Annotated in this window: 13 protein-coding genes; all 13 read left to right on the plus strand. The window is 60.9% G+C overall.

What is annotated here, in order from left to right:
- The first annotated feature begins 665 nt into the window (after nt 1–665).
- The 13 genes from BLW03_RS03380 (at nt 666) to BLW03_RS03440 (ending at nt 19,663) form a co-directional block, all read left to right on the plus strand.
- On the plus strand, nt 666–3,905 hold the full coding sequence (locus BLW03_RS03380; protein ID WP_074652346.1) for a carboxypeptidase-like regulatory domain-containing protein: 3,240 nt from the start codon (nt 666–668) through the stop codon (nt 3,903–3,905).
- A gap of 161 nt (nt 3,906–4,066) precedes the next feature.
- Nucleotides 4,067–6,010: a YjhG/YagF family D-xylonate dehydratase gene (locus tag BLW03_RS03385; RefSeq protein WP_170834944.1), complete on the plus strand. Its 1,944-nt coding sequence runs from the start codon at nt 4,067–4,069 to the stop codon at nt 6,008–6,010.
- A 10-nt stretch (nt 6,011–6,020) separates the two neighbouring features.
- Complete coding sequence (locus tag BLW03_RS03390; RefSeq protein ID WP_074652347.1) at nt 6,021–6,848, plus strand: fumarylacetoacetate hydrolase family protein; 828 nt, start codon at nt 6,021–6,023, stop codon at nt 6,846–6,848.
- Nucleotides 6,849–7,060: 212 nt separating this feature from the next.
- On the plus strand, nt 7,061–7,915 hold the full coding sequence (locus tag BLW03_RS03395; protein WP_074652348.1) for a c-type cytochrome: 855 nt from the start codon (nt 7,061–7,063) through the stop codon (nt 7,913–7,915).
- Between the two features lie 38 nt (nt 7,916–7,953).
- Nucleotides 7,954–9,534 carry an acido-empty-quinoprotein group A gene (locus BLW03_RS03400; RefSeq protein WP_074652349.1) on the plus strand — a complete coding sequence of 527 codons (1,581 nt, stop codon included), beginning with the start codon at nt 7,954–7,956 and terminating at the stop codon, nt 9,532–9,534.
- Nucleotides 9,535–9,569: 35 nt separating this feature from the next.
- Complete coding sequence (locus BLW03_RS03405) at nt 9,570–10,577, plus strand: ThuA domain-containing protein (RefSeq protein ID WP_074652350.1); 1,008 nt, start codon at nt 9,570–9,572, stop codon at nt 10,575–10,577.
- A gap of 54 nt (nt 10,578–10,631) precedes the next feature.
- The gene (locus BLW03_RS03410; protein ID WP_074652351.1) at nt 10,632–11,699 is read left to right on the plus strand and encodes a sugar phosphate isomerase/epimerase family protein; all 1,068 of its coding nucleotides are present in this window, start codon (nt 10,632–10,634) and stop codon (nt 11,697–11,699) included.
- Nucleotides 11,696–12,850, plus strand: a complete 1,155-nt coding sequence (locus BLW03_RS03415) for a Gfo/Idh/MocA family protein (protein WP_074652352.1) — start codon at nt 11,696–11,698, stop codon at nt 12,848–12,850. The genes BLW03_RS03410 and BLW03_RS03415 overlap by 4 nt, the downstream gene beginning before the upstream one ends.
- A 321-nt stretch (nt 12,851–13,171) precedes the next feature.
- Entirely contained in the window at nt 13,172–14,443 is a 1,272-nt protein-coding gene (locus BLW03_RS03420) for an ROK family transcriptional regulator (RefSeq protein ID WP_074652353.1), read from the plus strand.
- A gap of 217 nt (nt 14,444–14,660) precedes the next feature.
- Nucleotides 14,661–16,157, plus strand: coding sequence for a xylulokinase (xylB, locus tag BLW03_RS03425; RefSeq protein ID WP_074652354.1), 1,497 nt, complete (start codon nt 14,661–14,663; stop codon nt 16,155–16,157).
- 61 nt (nt 16,158–16,218) lie between these two features.
- Nucleotides 16,219–17,541, plus strand: coding sequence for a xylose isomerase (gene xylA / locus BLW03_RS03430; RefSeq protein WP_074652355.1), 1,323 nt, complete (start codon nt 16,219–16,221; stop codon nt 17,539–17,541).
- A 109-nt stretch (nt 17,542–17,650) separates the two neighbouring features.
- The gene (locus tag BLW03_RS03435) at nt 17,651–19,390 is read left to right on the plus strand and encodes a sodium:solute symporter family protein (RefSeq protein ID WP_074652356.1); all 1,740 of its coding nucleotides are present in this window, start codon (nt 17,651–17,653) and stop codon (nt 19,388–19,390) included.
- Between the two features lie 42 nt (nt 19,391–19,432).
- Entirely contained in the window at nt 19,433–19,663 is a 231-nt protein-coding gene (locus BLW03_RS03440; protein ID WP_074652357.1) for a hypothetical protein, read from the plus strand.
- The last annotated feature ends 91 nt before the right edge of the window (nt 19,664–19,754 follow it).

Consider the following 19,754-nt stretch of genomic DNA (forward strand, 5'->3'; position numbering starts at 1 on the left):
GCTCGGCCAACAAAGCCGGTTTGGCAGCCTGCTGATCGCACAAGATCACTCGCAGCCAGCAACCAAACCGGCCGAGTATAGGCTGGTCTGTTTGGCATTGGCAAACGAATCGAGTCGATTGGGAAACACCGCCGGCAAGGGCAACCCACGGCACACGACATGCCGTGAACACGCATTTTTTTCGGCGAGATCCCGGTCAAGCGTGTCTGCGCACAAATCCCTTATTATTAACTACTTACAAGATTTCAAGGCAATCAATGAGACGTCTCAGGATTGTGCGGGCAGGTGGAAACCGTGGCGTTTCCGGGGAAGAAGGAGTCAACGTGTTTAAGGTCTCGATGTCTCTTCCGTAGCCGTTTTAACTGCCGTGGCGCGCCTGGATCAATGGAGGATGGACCGCGGCTGTTGACCGTTACTCCACGCTGACAGCAGCAGTTGAACCCTCGAAACAGGGGGAGGTTTTTCCTTTGAAATCTCTTGCAGGAAATCCTTGACAGTGAATGCCTTCACTCCTATATAGTTTGCGCCGCGTACAAAAGAGCGATTGACGGGCCGTGAGTAAGTTCAACGAAGCCCGATAACAATCCAGAGGCGAATGAAGTGCCGAAGGACGAGACTCTGCTGTTCGCGCATTGCAGTTGGTTTGAAGTTTGTTAGGGGGTCGTATGAAGCGCGAAGTTCTTAGTTGTCTCGTCCTGTCCTGCGTTAGCGCTGGCATGGCGGCAGGTCAGGCGGTCGATAGTCAGCAGATCAGCGGTACCATCACAGATCCGTCCGGAGCCTCTGTGCCCGGTGCGACCGTGACCGTGACCAACACCGCCACAGGCGCCACCCGCACTGCCAAGTCCAACGGCGACGGTGTCTACGACGTTCTGAATATTCCGGTGGGTACGTACAACATCACCATCGACATGCAGGGTTTCAAGAAGTCCGTGATCAGCGGTGTGAACGTTGATGTTGGCGGCAAGCCCGCCGTGCCCGTCACGCTGAGCCTGGGCAGCATTGGCGAGACCGTCGAGGTGAGGGCTGACTCGATCATGATCCAGACCACCACGGCTGAGATCGGTGGTGTTGTCACCAGCCAGGAAGCAACGCAGATCCAGTTGAATGGCCGTAACTACGTCCAGTTGCTCACCCTTCAGCCGGGCGTCTCGCAGACGGTGGCCAGCGGCTTCGCCATCTTCGGCACCTATGGCGTCAACGGCAATTCGCAGTCCGTCAACGGCATCCGTACCGACTCCGCAAACTTCTTTATTGATGGTGTCGATAACAAGGACAACGGTGGTGGCGGCAATAACTTCGTCAACATCTCGCCCGATTCCCTGCAGCAGTTCCGCAACGCGGCCTCAAGCTATGACGCGAGTTATGGCGGCACGTCGGGCGCGACCGTATCCGTTGCCATCAAGAGTGGTGGGCATGACTACCACGGCAACGTGTATGAGTATCTGCGCAACGATGCCATTCAGGCCTATCCCTACCGTCCCATCGGCGCTGTCGCGCGTAAGGCACCGCTGCGTTACAACGATTTCGGATGGACGTTCGGCGGTCCGATCTTCATCCCCGGCCACTTCAATCAGAGCCGCGAAAAGCTGTTCTTCTTTGCCGGTCAGGAGTTCAAGCGTCTCCGCGCATCCACGCTGACAACCACAGCAGTCGTAACACCGGCTGCTCTCACCGCAGCGTTGGCCGGCCCCACCACGGCTACCGGCAGGGCCCTCGCCTCGACCCTTATTACCGACCCGACAGGCTCACTCACTTACTTCAGCCTTGGCAATAACAACCAGTCGGAATACCTCGTGAAGGTGGATTACAACATCAACGAGAAGAACCATATCAGCGGTCACTTCGTGCATGACAACGTTCTGAATATTGGCAATCCAACGAACTATGTCATCTATGACCGCACCATTCCCGGACTGACTGCTTCCCTGCAGTGGACGCACACCTTCAACTCCAAGATGGTGAATACGGCAGTGGGTTCCTACTCCGGAAACATCATCAACGAGGGTGGCAACATCCGCCCGAATCCGCAGTTCGGGAACAAACCGATTCTTCGATCGAACTACGGTCTGACGTATGCCACGCTCTACAACGCGTCCAACATCATCCCGCAGGTAAGTGTCACGGGCTTCAGCAATCCTGGTGTGACGCCGCGTCAGTTCGACAACTCGCAACGCATCTACGCACTGAAAGATGATCTTTCCGTTGTCCTCGGCAATCATTCGCTCAAGACCGGTGCATACTTCTGGCGTGCGCGTAAGAACCAGACTTCGCCGCCGGCTCTGAACGGTCAGTTCACCTTCGCCAATCTTGCTTCGCTGGTGCAGGGTAACTTTTCGGCCTACACCGAGGGCAGCAGCATTCCTACGGTGCAGGCACGCTTTCCGCAGTTTGAGACCTACGTTCAGGATGACTGGACCCTTAGCCGCCGGTTGACTGTAAACCTTGGCGTTCGGTGGTTGTTCATGCCGCCGATCTCGTCGTGGGCCAACAACTTCGCCTTCTTCGATCCATCCCTTTACGACCAGTCGAAGGCAGCCGTGGTGAGTCCGACAACGGGTCTGATCACCTCAAATGCATCGCCCTTCAACGGCCTTGTGCTGCCCGGTACGGGCTTCTCAGACAAGGCCAAGCAGGTGGTCTCGCCAACCGTCTATAACAACCCCCAGGTGCAGGCACTGTTCCGTGGGCGTCCCGGCGGCATCGTGCAGACGGTCTACAACACTTTCGCGCCCCGGTTGGGATTTGCTTATGACTTGACGGGCCAGCAGACCACCGTGCTGCATGGCGGTTATGGCATGTCGTACGAGCGCGTGGAAGGCAACTACCTTTACAACGCGGTATCGCAGATTCCGTTTGTGGCGGTGGCATCGCTCGCAAGCGCCGGTAATGCCGATGCACTCGGCAGCGTCGGCGTCAGCACCGGAGCTCCGCAGAACATCTCCAACTCCGCGGATCCGGGTCTGGCGCCGCCTCGCATTCACAACTACAGCATGGGCGTGCAGCACAAGCTGTTCAGCAACACGTCCATCGAAGTGAACTACGTTGGGTCGCGCTCTTCCAATCTCACCTACCGCAAGAACCTGAACCAGGGTGCAGCGGGCACGATCCAGGCAAATCCGGGAATCGCGGTCAACGCACTTCGGCCATACAGAGGTTATGGCGAGATCTACCAGTACACAAATGGTGCGGTGTCGAACTATAACTCGCTCCAGGCGCGTATGCAGACCCGCTTCAGCAAGGGCGGCCTTGTAACACTGTCTTACACGTGGTCCAAGGCGCTTACCGACGGTTCGACCTTTGACTATCAGCCACAGGACAGCACCAACGTTCACGCGGATTACGGTCCGGCGAACTATAACCAGCCGAAGATCTTCGTCGCCAGTTACGTCTTCCCCATTCCGTTCTGGCAGCATGAGACGGTCTGGTACAAGCAGGCGCTGGGCGGATGGCAGATCTCTGGCCTGACCCGCATTGCGAATGGCTTACCGCTGAATGTAACTCTGCCCAGTGGTGCGGCGACGGCTGCCGGCAGCGGTAACCTTGTTGGAACCAACAGCGTTGCGCAACGTCCGAACCTTGTCGCCGGTGTGAATCGCTATGCCCACCAGGGTAAGCAGTATCTCAACGCTGCGGCGTATGCGACACCGGCACCGGGGACCTATGGCAACCTGAAGTACGACGACACCATGGGACCGCTCTTTAACAACTGGGATGCTGCCCTGCAGAAGAACATTCCCATCCACGAATCGATCGGCGCGGAATTCCGGGCAGAGATGTTCAACGTACCGAATCATCTCTCCTACTTCACGGTCGCAAGCCAGCTTGGCTCGTCGAACTTTGGCCAGGTGACAGGCACGACGGACCCACGCACCATGGAGTTCGTCCTCCGCATCCACTTCTAATCGAATGAAGCACGTGAAGGCGGGCCCGGCAGACGTCCGGTCCCGCCTTCTTTTTTTGCCTGTGGTTCGTACCGTGTTTCCACGGCTCACATTCCGACGGCAACGTATACGCTTGTAGTCGCCGAACACCTTTGTTCGAGTCTCCGTGAAGAGAGAAGCGAGTGACACTGCAGGAACTGATGGACGGTGGTGAAGACTGGGCGGCTCTCCGCACGCATGATCGCGGGCCGGAGGGCGCGCTGCCGATCACACCGGAGATGCTGATCCAGCAGCCGTCCGGCAACCTGTTCGGCCTGTCGCAGAATGCCGGGATGGGCTGGGACGTGGCACGTCTGCGCGACCCCGAATATCTCATCCTCAGCACGCATGGCGGCGTTCGCGCCGAAGATGGAACGCCCATTGCGCTTGGCTTTCACACTGGGCATTGGGAGGTGGGCCTGCTCGTTGCGGAGGCTGCACGCACGCTGCGCAACAGGCACGCGATCCCGTTCGCCGGCGCTGTGACGGATCCTTGCGATGGACGCACTCAGGGCACGGCAGGCATGCTCGATTCCCTGCCGTATCGCAACGATGCGGCGATGGTGCTGCGCCGGTTGATGCGGTCGCTGCCGACGCGCAAGGGCGTCATCGGCGTGGCGACGTGCGACAAGGGCTTGCCCGCCATGATGATGGCGCTTGCCTCCTCCGGTTCTTATCCGAGCATCCTGGTACCCGGCGGCGTCACGCTGCTCCCCGAGGAGGGCGAAGACGCGGGCAAGGTGCAGACCATTGGCGCGCGATTTGCGCAGGGACAGATCTCACTGGACTACGCGGCGGAGATGGGCTGCAAGGCCTGCGCATCGCCGGGTGGTGGATGCCAGTTCCTGGGCACCGCTGCCACATCGCAAGTAGTCGCAGAGGCGCTTGGTATGTCGCTGCCGCATACTGCACTGGCACCTTCGGGCCAGCCTGTGTGGCTGCGCGCCGCGAAGCAATCCGCAATGGCGATGCTGCGCATGACAGCACTTGGCATGGGAACGCGGGACGTGTTGACCGATGCCGCGATTCGGAATGCGATGGTGGTCTTCGCTGCCTTCGGCGGATCGACAAATCTTCTGCTTCACATCCCCGCGGTGGCGCATGCTGCCGGGTTGAAGCGGCCCACGACGCAGGATTGGATTGCGGTGAATCGCGCTGTGCCGCGACTGGTGGACGCACTGCCCAACGGCCCGCAAGGCTATGCAACGGTGCAGGTCTTCCTCGCGGGCGCAGTTCCGGAGGTGATGCTGCACCTGCGTCGCGCGGGTCTTCTCGATACCTCGGTCCGCACGGTTACGGGCGAGACGCTGGATGCCAATCTGGACTGGTGGGAGTCAAGCGAACGCCGCACACAGATGCGCGCACGCCTTCTGCAACTGGACGGGATCGATGCGAACGATGTCATCTTCTCGCCCGATGGTGCGCGGTTGCGCGGTCTGACACCAACGGTGTGCTTCCCTGTTGGCAACCTCGCGCCGGATGGCTCGGTGATCAAGAGCACCTCGATTGATCCAACGCTGATCGATGCCGACGGTGTCTATCGCCACACGGGTCCGGCACGCGTCTTCATCACGGAGGCCGACGCCATTCATGCGATCAAGGATGGCAAGGTGTCGCACGGCGATGTGATGGTGCTGGTATGCGGCGGCCCCCTTGGCGCGGGCATGCAGGAGGTCTACCAGATCACCTCTGCCCTGAAGAACCTGCCCTTCTGCAAGCATGTGGCTGTGCTTACGGATGCTCGCTTCAGTGGAGTGTCGACGGGTGCATGCATCGGCCACATCTCTCCGGAGGCGCTGGCGGGCGGCCCTATCGGCCGCATTGTGGATGGCGACACCATCAGCATCCTGGTCGATCGCAATAGCCTGCATGCAACGGTTGACCTGGTTGGGGAAGGCGTGCAGACTTTCCCTGCCGAGGAAGGGTCGAAACGGCTGGCGGCACGCTCGCCGCGCACCGATCTGAAACCACATCCGGACATGACCGATGACACACGCCTTTGGGCTGCGCTGGTGCAGGCCAGTGGCGGCGTATGGGGCGGTTGTGTCTATGACGCCAATGCCATCACCGCTCGACTTCAGATATAGGAGAACCGACTTGAAACTCTATCGGACGACACAGGGCTTCCTGGTGGAAGCAGACGGCAAGGCGTACCGCATCGCCGCAGAGAGCTGGGACGAGCTGCTGAACAGTACAGACCTGATGATGCGCGCGGAGGAAGCGACCAAGGGCACGGTTGTGGCTCTGGATGCTTCTACGATCCTGGCGCCCGTTACTTCACAGGAGGTTTGGGCCTCGGGCGTGACGTACTATCGCAGCCGCGATGCGCGCATGGAAGAGAGCAAGGCCGCAGGCGGTGGCGACTTCTATGACCGGGTCTATGTGGCACAGCGTCCGGAGTTGTTCTTCAAAAGCGCCGGCTGGCGTGCTGTGGGGCCGGGTGACGATGTCCGTATTCGCACCGACGCGACGTGGTCGATCCCGGAACCGGAGCTGGTATTGGTGGCAAATGCGCGCGGTGAGCAGATTGGTCTGACCATCGGCAACGACATGAGTTCGCGTGATATCGAGGGCGAGAACCCGCTGTACCTGCCGCAGGCCAAGGTCTACAACGGCAGTTGTGCGCTGGGTCCATGCATCCTGTTGACAGCGGGTGCGCCGCTCGATAAGACGATGGCAATCGAGCTTGAGATCATTCGAGGCAGCCATGATGTCGTCACCGGCAGCACGACGCTCGCAGAACTGAAACGTGATCCGGAAGAGTTGCTGGAGTATCTGTTCCGCGAGCTGAGCTTCCCGTTTGGCGCCCTGCTCTTCACCGGCACCGGCATCGTTCCACCCAACGAATTCACGCTGCAGCCCGGCGATGTGGTCCGGATCAGCATCGACGGCATTGGCACGCTGGAGAACACGGTCAGCGCGTAACGTCGCGCTGACCCGGTCGCGGCTCTGTTTATGGGGCAGTGAAATGCGCGTCACGAACGCGCGCAAGACACACATTCGAGGCGCGCTTTGCTTGACAGTGCTTCGAACGGGTACATATAGTCTTCGCCAACAACTAAATCCGATCTTGCATGAAGTCGCTGCGAAGCTCCAGGTTTTGCGGCAGCAATACGAAGCACAGGAAGTGGACTGTAATGAATCTCTTGTTCAAGACGACGCTGGCCGCGCTGGCCATCTCCGCGGCGGCCTCGGTGCCCTTCCTGCCTGGTGTTTCGGCTCAGAATGCGACACCGGTACCCGCGGTTCCTGCGCGCGCCCAGGCGACTGTGGGTTCGCAGGGTCCTCCTCCGGAGCATGCCAAGTTCACCGCAGCGCAGATTGATGCGGGCGGCAGCCTCTTCTTACAGAACTGCGCCTTTTGCCACGGCAAGGACGCGGGCGGCGGTGAGAGCGGCCCGGACCTGACACGGTCCAAGGTTGTCAGCGGCGATAAGAACGGCGAGGGCATCGGAGCGGTTGTCCGCAACGGCCGACCCGACAAGGGCATGCCGCGCTTCAGCCTTCCGGACACCGAAATCGTAGAACTGGTGGCCTTCATCCACTCGCAACAGGACAAAGCGATGTCGCAGACGGGCGTTCGTAAGGGCGTCGAAGATTCCGATCTGCTGACCGGCAATGTTGCGGCGGGTAAGAAGTACTTTGAGACGACCGGCGGCTGCGTCAGCTGCCACTCTGCCACGGGTGACCTGGCGGGCGTGGCGAAAAAGTATACGGGCCTTCGCCTTGAAGAAGAGATGCTCTCGCCCCGCGACGCCAAGACCAAGGTGACGGTGAAGACGCGCACCGGCGTGACGCTGACCGGCGTAGAGACTTACAAAGATGAGTTTGTCCTCGGTATGACGGACAGCTTCGGCGTGTATCACTCATGGCCCGTGACGGCTGTGACTTACAAGGAAGACAGCCCGGTCGACGCACATGTCGCGCTCTTCAGTAAGTACACCGACGAAGACATTCACAATCTCTACGCGTACATCAACACGCTGAAGTAACGGACTTGCTACCACCGATGAAAGCCGGGTTTCCTTCTATGAGTCTCCTGCACACTGTGCGCGCGTTTGCTCTTGCAGCCGTTGCCGTAACTTCCGTTGGCGCGTCGGCACAAGGCGTAACGGATGCCATCCTGAAGAACCCTCCGCGCGATAGCTGGCCTGGATATCACGGTGACTACACCGGCCAGCGTCACAGCCCGCTGACGGAGATCACGCCCGCGAATGTCTCGCAGATGTCGCTCGCCTGGACATTTCAGAGCGGACTGGGTGGCGGCGGCAATACCTTTAAGGCCACGCCGATTCTTGTGGACGGCATTCTGTACTTCACCATGCCCGATCACGTGTGGGCCGTGGATGCACGCACCGGTCATATGATCTGGCACTATGCCGCGCCACAGAACAAGGCCTTCCACATTGGGCAGCGCGGCGTCAGCATGTTGAAGGACAAGCTTTATTACATGACCAGCGATGCGCACGTGGAAGCGCTGGATGCGAAGACCGGGAAGGTGCTTTGGGATGTGATGGTCGCTGATTCGAACAAGGGTCAGTGGTCCACCATGTCGCCACTGATCGTGGGCAATCACGTCATGGTGGGCGCGTCGGGTGACTTCGATAATCTGCAAGGGTTTCTCCGCGCGCTTGATCCCGATACGGGCAAGACGCAGTGGCAGTGGGACGCGACGCCTCCCGTTGGTACGCCGAAGACCACCAGCGGCGGCAACATCTGGATGACCGGCACTTACGATCCTGAACAGCACCTGATGTTCTGGGGCACGGGTAACCCGACGCCGGTGCTGAACGGCACGGTGCGTCCCGGCGACAACCTGTACACGTGCAGCATCGTCGCGCTGGATCCTGAGACGGGCAAGCTGAAGTGGGCCTTCCAGCCATCGCCTCATGACACGCATGACTGGGATGCTGTCGAGATCCCGGTGCTCGCGGACGTCACCCTCGAGGGCAAACCGCGCAAGGTGCTGATGCAGGCATCGCGTAACGGCTACTTCTTTGTGATTGATCGGGTGACGGGCAAGAGCATCCTCACGACCAACTTCGGTCCGGTGAACTGGACGCTCGGCGTGGACAAGGATGGCCGCCCCATCCCAAATCCGGCGAAGGAGCCTGCGCAGGACGGCCGTCTGATCGCACCGGATGAGAGTGGCATGACCAACTTCCGTTCGCCCAGTTTCGATCCGAAGACAGGACTGTTCATCGTGAGCGCTTCCCCGAGCTACAGCCTCTACTTCGCCAAGCCCGCCGACGGCACCTACGGCTGGGCAGGCGCGGATTACAGCCTGTGGAGCAAGGGTGAGCTGGTCGCCATCGACTACCGTACGGGCAAGCCGCGCTGGACGCACCCGCTTGGCCGCCGCGGCGGTTCGGGCGTGCTGACGACCGCATCCGGCCTCACGTTCTCTGGCGATGCTTCGGGTAACTTCCTCGCGCTGGATACGGCGACTGGTAAGACGTTGTGGCACACCAACTCGGGCGGCAACATTGCGTCGTCACCCATCACTTATGAGCTCGATGGTCACCAGGTCGTGCTGTTGAGCAGCGGCAGTGTCATGTATGCCTTTACCCTGCCGGAGCATCACGCGGCAGCAGCGAAACCAGCGCACTAATAAGTGAGCGCAGTCAGTGAACCCCGGGGGGATGTATGAAGCGTTTTGCGATAGCGGTGACAGCCGGCATGTTAGGCCTGCAGGCGGCGAGCGCGTGGGCCGCGCCCCGGGTTCATGTACTCATCCTCGATGGCGAAAGCGCTGCGCCGTATCACAACTGGGCCGCGATCACGCCCATCCTGAAGAAGGAACTGGACGAGACCGGTCTCTTCGAGACTGAGGTCCTGACCGCTCCGGCCAAGGACGGTGACTTCTCGCAGTTTCATCCTGCGTGGAGTAAGTACCAGGTCATCGTGTTGAACTACGACGCACCGGATGAACGCTGGAGCGACGACGTCAAGACCAGCTTCGAGACGTACATGAAGAATGGCGGCGGCCTAGTTAGCGTTCACGCAGCGGACAATGCCTTCCCACACTGGAAGGCATTCAATGAGATGATCGGCGTGGGTGGCTGGCGCGGTCGCGATGAGAAGTCCGGACCGCACTGGTACTACCAGAACGGCAAACTCGTCTCGGACGACAAGCCTGGCAAGGCCGGCATGCATGGCGCACGTGTTCCCTACACGGTCACGGTGCAGGACACGAGCAACCCCATCATGAAGGGTCTGCCGAAGACCTGGATGCACCAGGGCGATGAGCTCTATGCGAATCTGCGTGGGCCCGGCGGCATGACGGTACTGGCCACGGCATACTCTGATCCCACGAATCACGGCACGGGCTTCGATGAGCCGATGGTGATGGTCTCACAGTTCGGCAAAGGTCGCGTTGTGCATACGGCCTGGGGACACGACGGCGTCGCACAGAGTTCCGTGGATGCAGTGGTGATCTTTCAGCGTGGCGTCGAGTGGGCTGCAACCGGCAAAGTGACCCAGCCGGTACCATCGAGCTTCCCGACGGCCAATACGGTCAGCTATCGTGCCGACCTGGAAGCGATGGATCCGAATGCGAAGAAGGGACTGAATCCGCTGGACCTTGTGCAGCAGTCGACGCCGGCACGGCTTGCGCCAGCCCCTGTCACACGCTCCAACGGCCCGACGCAGTAAGATGACCCGCGTGCCCTGCGCACGGACTCCACTCGCAGCAACGCAAGGATTCGCATGAAGACGATCAAGGGACCGGGCATCTTCCTGGCGCAGTTTGCCGGTGATGTTGCGCCATTCAATACGCTGGAGAACATCTGCCACTGGGCCGCATCCGTGGGCTTCAAAGGCGTCCAGATTCCAAGCTGGGACAAGCGCCTGATTGACCTGCCGCTGGCCGCTGAAAGCAAGACATACTGCGACGATCTGCTGGGCACCGTAGCCGCCCACGGACTCACACTGACCGACCTGTCGACGCATCTTCAGGGTCAGTTGGTCGCGGTGCATCCCGCGTATGATCTGCTCTTCGATAACTTCGCTCCTCCCGCCGTTCACGGCGCGCCGGCGGCCCGCACCGCCTGGGCCGTGGAGCAGTTGCACTTCGCCGCGCTGGCCTCAAAGAACCTTGGCATCAAGCAGCACGCAACCTTCTCCGGCGCGCTCGCATGGCCCTATCTCTATCCCTGGCCGCAGCGGCCCGACGGCCTGGTGGAAACGGCCTTCCGTGAACTGGCCAAGCGCTGGCTGCCGATCCTGGATGTCTTTGACGAGAACGACGTGAACCTCTGCTACGAAGTTCATCCGGGCGAGGACCTGCACGATGGCGCGTCGTTCGAGATGTTTCTGGACCTGGTCGATGAACACTCGCGCTGCAACCTTCTCTATGACCCGAGCCATTTCGTACTGCAGCAACTGGACTACCTGGAGTACATCGACCTCTATCACGACCGCATCAAGATGTTCCACGTCAAGGACGCGGAGTTCCGGCCATCTGGCCGTCAGGGCGTCTACGGCGGCTTCCAGTCTTGGGTGAACCGCGCCGGTCGCTTCCGTTCGCTGGGCGATGGCCAGGTGGACTTCGGCGCCATCTTCTCGAAGCTCACGCAGTACGGCTTTGATGGCTGGGCGACGATGGAGTGGGAGTGCTGCATCAAGAGTTCCGAACAGGGCGCGCGTGAGGGCGCTCCGTTTATCGCGAAGCACATCATCCAGACTGCGGACAGGGCCTTCGACGACTTCGCCGATGCCACCACCGATCACAGTGTTCTGCGGCAATTGCTTGGCCTGAAGGGCGACAAGCTATGACGACGAAACTCAATCGCCGTCTGCGGCTTGGCATGGTGGGCGGCGGTCCCGGAGCGTTCATCGGTGCGGTACATCGCACGGCTGCGAGGATCGACGATCGCTTCGAACTCGTTGCCGCGGTGCTTTCTTCCGATGGAGAGAAGTCCCGCGCGTATGCGGCCGAGCTTCGGATTCCGCGTGCGTATGCGAGCTTCCAGGAGATGGCGGATGCCGAAGCGAAGCATCCGGAGCCGATCGACGTCGTCGCCATCGTTACGCCGAACCACATGCACCATGCCATCGCGAGGGCCTTCCTTGCTGCCGGCATTCACGTCATGTGCGACAAGCCGCTGACGACGAACCTCGCAGACGCTGACGATCTAGCAGCAGCCGTTGCAGCTTCCGGCCTGATCTTCGGTGTGACGCAGAGCTACTCGGGCTATCCGATGGTGCGGCAGATGCGCGAGATCGTGACCTCCGGCGGTATCGGCGCGGTGCGCATGGTACAGGCGGAGTACGCGCAGGGGTGGCTGGCAACCAAGCTGGAAGATACCGGCGCGAAGCAGGCTGCATGGCGCACCGATCCTGCGAAGAGCGGACCGGCGGGCTGCCTGGGCGACATTGCAACACATGCCTTTCACACGGCATGCTTCGTGACCGGACTGAAGCCGAAGGAAGTTGCTGCTGACCTCTCGACTTTCGTCGCCGGTCGGCGGCTGGATGACAATGTGCAGGCCATGCTGCATTTTGAAGGCGGCGCAAAGGCGAGCCTGTGGTCGTCTCAGATTGCCATTGGCGAAGAGAACAATCTGAACATCCGCATCTACGGCGAGACCGGCGCGCTGACGTGGCACCAGGAGAACCCCAACTATGTGCATCACGCCCCGCTGGGAGAACCGACACGCCTGCTGACGCGTGGTGGCGCCGGTGTCACGGCATCGCCCGCTGCGGGGACAAGGCTGCCAACCGGTCATCCTGAAGGGTACTTCGAGGCGTTCGCGACGCTGTACAGCGATCTCGCGGAGCAGATCGCGGCGAGGATTGAAGGTCGTGAGGCCAACGCCTCTTCTCTGCTGCTGCCGACGGTTGCGGATGGGGTGGCAGGTGTTCGATTTATCGAGGCTGTGCTGAAGTCTTCGGCTAACTCTTCTGCGTGGACGCCGCTGACTTGATCGGCCGCACGGAACGGCGGTCCCCTCACATGTTTGCCGCAGCGAGCGGAATGCAGGTCCTTCGACTGCATTTCGCTGCGCTGCGTTTCGCTGAAGATGACAAGATCCTGAAGAGTGTCGAGATTGGGTGCCGCGTACATCGCGCACTTTGCGATGTGCGGGATTCGCATTCTGTGGGGGGCACGAACTTCTGGATCCCACACATGCGCGGTAGGGCTGCGCATGGATGGGGCACCCGCTTTGTTGCTGGATGGGGACGCAACTCTTATGAGAGTCTTTCGCGGCTTCGTTGTCGTACCATTGCGTTAGCCGACGATAACGATGAGTCAACCAACGCACGAGCCATCCCGCAACGATCGGACGCGTGGCATTCGCAGGATTGATCTTGCGTCTGTGCAGCCCGTCTCCAGCGACATTGCGCGGGACATCAATCGCGACATCATTCTCGAACTGATCCGTTTCAACCAGCCGCTGGCGCGGGCAGACCTCTCGCGTCTCTCCGGTCTACGGCCCAGCACTGTGTCCGCCATCGTCGAACAGCTCATTGAGGAGAACTGGGTGCGCGAGGGCGCGGTGATCAAGGCGGCGCGCGGCCGGCCTTCGACGATGCTCTCCGTCAACAGCGCCATGGTGACGTTTGCTCTGGACCTTCGGCCCGACCGCGCGATCCTTGCCGTGGTCGACCTGAGCGGGAGATTCCTTTCGCGCGAGATCATCACCAGCTCCAGCGACCTTCGGCGTACCGTCGCGCAGATTGGCAAGCGCATGAAGGCGCTGCGTGCGGAACATGCCGGCAAGTCGTTCGAGGGCGTCGGTGTCAGCATTCAGGGACGCGTGCATCCTGTGACACAGCGTGTCCTGCTGGCTCCCAATATGAAGTGGCAGGACTTCGACCTGAGAGCCGCGCTGGAGCGCGAATCGGGGTTGCAGGTGGAGCTGGATAACGATGCGAATGTTTGCCTGTTGTCAGAGCTTTGGTATGGACGTCTGCAGGGAGCGAAGAATGTTGTACTGGTCGCCGTTGCAGAGGGCGTGGGTACGGCCATCCTTGCGGGCGGCGTGATGCAGTCCGGCTACAACGGTCTTGCGGGTGAGTTCGGTCACGTCTCTGTCGACCCTGCGGGACCACTGTGCCAATGCGGCCAGAAGGGCTGCTGGGAGATGGTCGCTTCATCTCGCGCGCCGATCCGTAGCTTTAACGCTGCGGGCCGACGGAAGGTGCAGGACATCTACGAACTGATGGGCCTCGCCGAGGACGGCGACGCCACGGCGATTCGCGTCATCACGGAGCAGGCCGTTGCTCTGGGCCGTGGCCTTCGCATGATCACGGCGGCGCTGTCGCCGGAGCTGATCCTGGTCGTTGGCGATATCACGGCCGCGTGGGAACGCTGCGGCCCGATTGTGTGGAAGGAGCTTGCCTCGTCGATGCTGGCGGGTGAGGCTCCACGATTGCACGCGGCAGGCGATGCAGAGCTGGCGCGACTAAGCGGATCGGCCGCTATGCTGATGCAACGCCACGCGAGCTATCACCGCTCCACGCATGACGAGACGGGTACTCGCCCGTCGCTGGCGATGACCTCTACGGCGTCCTGATCTGCCGCTCTCGAAGGGCACCGGAGCGGCACCTCGAGAGGGTATGTTGTATCTGTCACCACGATCACCGGCCATGCGACTTGCATTGACAGCGGCAGCTCACGGCAATATAGTTTGGGCCATAAACTTAATACCGGCGCTGGGTCTCGCGGGCAGATCGTGTGCTCACCAGCGACGGCACTGAAACGCGATTCGAACGTGAAGGATGGAGCCTGACATGTACTTGGGAATCGACTGTGGGACCCAGGGTACGAAGGCTCTCCTGATCTCTGGTGATGGCACGGTCCACGGGCGCGGCTACGCGAAGCACGACCTGATTGAACGGGCGAACGGCGCTCGCGAGCAGCTGCCGCAGTGGTGGGTCGATGCCCTGCGTAGCACGGTGCTGCAGGCAGCAGGTTCGCATGGTGGTGAGGTGAAGGCGATCTCCGTCTCCGGCCAGCAGCACGGCCTAGTGGTGCTCGACGAGAACAAGCAGGTCATCCGCGCCGCGAAGCTCTGGAATGACACGGAGACGGCGCCGCAGAACGCAGAGCTTGTAAAGTTAATGGGCGGCAAGAGCGAGGCGATCCGCCGCTTCGGCATCCTGCCGATGACGGGCTATACCGTCTCAAAACTGCTGTGGCTGCGCGAGATGGAGCCGGATAATTTCGCACGGATCCGCCACATTCTCCTGCCGCACGAGTACCTGAATTTCTGGCTGACGGGCGAGATCTTCGCGGAGTATGGGGACGCCTCCGGCACGGCCTTCTTCGATGTGCGTACGCGCGCCTGGATCAGCGAGATTCTTGATCTGATCGACGGTGGCAGCGGCCAGTTGACGGCTGCTCTGCCGCCACTGCTGACTGCGAATCAGATCGTGGGTACGGTCAAAGCGGATGTGGCCGCGGAGCTTGGCCTGTCGACGGACTGCATTGTGGCAACAGGCGGCGGCGACAACATGATGGGCGCCATCGGCACAGGCAATGTGCGTGAGGGCGTCGTGACATTGAGCCTGGGCACCTCGTCCACGGTGTACTCGTTCCGTGAAGCGCCTCTGCAAAACCCGGACAGCAGCGTGGCTCCGTTCTGCTCGTCTTCGGGTGGATGGCTACCACTGGTATGCACGATGAACGCGACCAACGTGGTGACGCAGACGCTGCACCTGTTGGGATGGACTGTCGAAAATATCGATCCGGTCCTGGAAGGCACGACACCGGGTGCCGAAGGCATCACGTTCCTGCCCTTCCTGAACGGCGAACGCACACCGGATCTGCCGGGCGCGCGTGGCAGCATCCTGGGATTGAATGCGACAAACTTCTCGCCTGCAAACCTGGTGCGCAGCGCGATTGAGGGCGTCACCTTCGGCATTCTGAATGGACTCGACCTGATCCTGGAAGGCAAGCCTGCGACGAAGATCCTCGTCATCGGCGGCGGTGCGCGTTCCAGTGGATGGCGCCAGATGCTGGCGGACGCCACCGGTGCGCTGATCCAGGTGCCGCTGGAAGAAGAGGCCGGCTGCCTTGGCGCGGCGATCCAGGCGATGTATGCCTTCGGCCAGCACAGCGGTGCACCCACAAGCTTTGCGGAACTTACCGAACGTCTCGTCACCGTGGATGAGGGTAAGTCCGCGCACGGCAGGACCGAGTACCTTCCGCTGTACCAGGCAGCTCGCAAGACTTACAACACCGCACTGATCGAACAATATCCAGAGCTTCGGCAGACCGCGACTTAGGCCCGACGCATCCCCCGCGAACGGCAACAACAACCGACTTACGCAGAATTGGAGAACCTACTTGTCTGACACTGTTTTCAGTAACTTTCCGGCGGTGAAGTTTGAGGGCGTGGAGAGCACGAACCCGATGGCCTACCAGTATTACGACGCGGACCGCGTCGTGATGGGCAAGCCGCTTGGCGAGCACCTGCGGTTCGCCGTTGCGTACTGGCACAGCTTTGCCATGAACGGCAGTGATCCGTTCGGCGGCCCGACGATCAACCGTCCGTGGATGACAGCCGGCGACCCGATCGCACAGGCCAAGGTCAAGGCAGATGCAGCGTTCGATTTCTTCCGCGTGCTGGGTCTGCCCTTCTTCTGCTTCCATGACGCAGACATCGCGCCTGCCGGTGACACGCTGAAGGAGACACTGGGTAACTTCCACACCATCGTGGACTACCTCCAGGAGAAGATGGCGAAGAGCAGCACAAAGCTGCTGTGGGGCACGGCAAACCTGTTCTCGCACCCACGCTTTATGGCTGGTGCTTCGACCAATCCTGATCCGGAAGTCTTCGCATGGTGCGCCACGACCGTGAAGCATTGCATGGATGCGACGAAGCAACTTGGCGGTTCGAACTACGTGCTGTGGGGCGGCCGCGAGGGCTATGAGACGCTGCTGAACACCAACATGAAGCAGGAGCTGGAGCAGATGGGCCGCTTCCTGTCGTTGGTGGTTGAGTACAAGCACAAGATCGGTTTCGAAGGCCAGATCCTGATTGAGCCGAAGCCCAAGGAGCCTACGGCGCACCAGTACGACTTTGACGCGGCGACGGTCTATGGCTTCCTGAAAAAGTATGGCCTGGAGAACGAAGTCCGCGTAAACCTGGAAGCAAATCACGCGACGCTTGCGGGCCACAGCTTCGAGCACGAGATTGCAACGGCGGGCGCGCTTGGCATTCTGGGCTCGCTGGATATCAACCGCGGCGATGCCCTGCTGGGCTGGGACACCGACCAGTTCCCCAATGACCTGTGGACGATGACGATGTCGATGTATCACGTCATCAAGGCTGGTGGCCTGGGCAAGGGTGGCTGCAACTTCGACGCAAAGGTTCGTCGTCAGAGCTTCACCGAGGAAGACCTGGTGGCCGCTCACGTGGGCGGTGTGGACATGTGCGCACGTGCCTTCCTGTCCGCTGCGAAGCTGATTGAAGAGGGTACCTACGACGCCCTTCTGACCGAGCGTTACGCGGGATGGAAGACGCCTGAGGCGCAGGCTATGTTGTCCGGCAAGGTCTCGCTGGATGAGATTGCCGCGAAGTCTGAGGCCGCGGCCATCAATCCGCAGCCGCGTTCGGGCAAGCAGGAGCAGATCGAAAATCTGCTGGCACGCCGGATTTACTCGTAGGGCCGAAGTCCTGTACAAAGGGGGCGCTGTCTGCAGGGATGCGGACAGCGCCGTGCTTCACCCATGCCGCTGGCGTCGCAGGCATGCAGATACACCCTGAAGGCCAACCATGCCGCTGCCCTTTCTCCTCTTCGCCCTGCCCGCAAGGGCGTCCCTGACCCACCTCGCACCGCTCGACATCGTTATTCTCGCGCTTTATTTCTGCGTGGTGGTGTTCATCGGTTTCTATGTGAAGGGTTCGACCAACACCAGCGAAGAGTTCTTCCTGGCTGGCCGCGAGATGACGGCGTGGATCGCCGGTCTGAGCTTCGTGTCGGCGAATCTTGGCTCGCTGGAACTGATGGGTTGGGCTGGATCCGCCTACCAGTACGGCATCCTGGCGATGCATTGGTACTGGGTCGGAGCCATTCCCGCGATGCTCTTCCTCGGCGTTGTGATGATGCCGTTCTATTACATCTCCAAGACGCACTCTGTGCCCGGCTACCTGAAGCTGCGTTTCGGTGAGGGTGCGCGCGGTCTGGCCGCAGCAAGCTTTGGATTGATGACCATCCTGATGTCGGGCGTGAACATGTACGCGATGGCCGTGGTCATGCGTACCGTGCTCGGCTGGAACATGACGTTCTCCATCTGGGTTGGCGCGGCAACGGTTGCGCTGTACGTCATGCTGGGCGGTCTGCGTTCCGCCATCATCAACGAGGTGCTGCAGTTTGTGCTGATCTGGGCCGGTGCCGGCCTTATCCCCATCCTCGGCCTGATCGAGGCCGGTGGCTGGACCAACCTGAAGGCACAGATCGCACGCAACGTCGGCTCCTCCGATTACACCCATATGTGGTCGACGCTGGGGCACTTCAACACCAACCCCATGGGCATCCACTGGACGGGCATCGTCTTCGGCCTGATGGGTGTCATCAGCTTCGGCTACTGGACCACCGATTTCCTCGTCGTCCAGCGCGTGCTCTCCGCGAAGGATCTGCGCGCTGCCAAAATGGCTCCGGTGATCGGTGCCGCGTTCAAGATGGCCGTGCCGCTGATCGTCATCATCCCCGGCCTGATCGCGCTGGCTGTGCTGAAGAACTCTGATGGATCGTTGATGCACCTGGTGCCGTCCGACGTGGCGGCCGCCCACCCCGGCATGCATGCCTATGACGAAGTGCTGCCGCTAATGCTGGTCCGGTACTGCGGACCGGGACTGCTTGGCCTTGGCATCACCGCACTGGTCGCGGGCTTTATGAGCGGCATGGCCGGTAACGTATCCGCCTTCTCAACCGTGTGGACGTACGACTTGTATGGCGCGTACATGAACAGGAAGGCGACCGACAAGCAACTGGTGACGATGGGCCGTATGTCCACCGTCGTCGGCATGCTGGTATCGGTAGGGACTGCGTATCTGGTCGCGCATGCGAGTTCCATCATGGACTACGTGCAGGCGCTCTTCAGCTTCTTCATCGCACCGCTCTTTGGCACGGTCATCCTCGGCATGATGTGGAAGCGCGCAACGGCTGCAGGCGGCTTCTGGGGACTGCTGGCAGGAACGCTCAGCTCCATCGGCATGTTTGCCTATGTGCAGACAGGCGGTCGTGCGGCGCTGGCCCACATCGCCCTCTCCGCAGACGCACAGCCGATGGCTGAGAACATGTATCGCGCCCTGTGGAGCTGGCTGATCTGCGTCGCCGTCACGGTCGTCGTCAGCCTGATGACCAGGCCGAAGCCCGAAGCGGAACTGAACGGCCTGGTTTACGGCGCAACCGTCATCCCGGACGACGGCGCGCGCACGCTTTGGCAGAAGCCTGCGTTCTGGGCCTGCGTCGTGGCCGTTGTGCTGGTCGCGTTCAACATCTACCTGTTCTAAGCACGGCGAACCACCGCAGCACGAGGTCGAAGGAGGCCGCACATGGCAGAGGGTACAGGCAGGGGCGAGGCACTCAGCATCTGGTTCTTCGTCGGCATCATGACGCTGGCCTACGGTCTGGCGCTGCTGCCGTACGGCGTGTGGGCGTGGATCACCGGCAACGAAGCGCCGACCGTGTTGCATGAGCTTCACCCCACCGTCTGGTGGGGCGTGCTGCTGACAGTCTTCGGCGGTTTCTACACGATTCGCTATCGGCCCGGGCCAGGTAAGTAGTGCCGAAGCGCAGTCCGCGCCTCCGTAACACTCTGTCATCCTGAGCGGAGCCCGCAGGGCGCAGTCGAAGGACCTGCATTCTGCAGGCATG

It is taken from the genome of Terriglobus roseus, assembly GCF_900105625.1.
GTDB classification, from domain to species: Bacteria; Acidobacteriota; Terriglobia; order Terriglobales; family Acidobacteriaceae; genus Terriglobus; species Terriglobus roseus_B.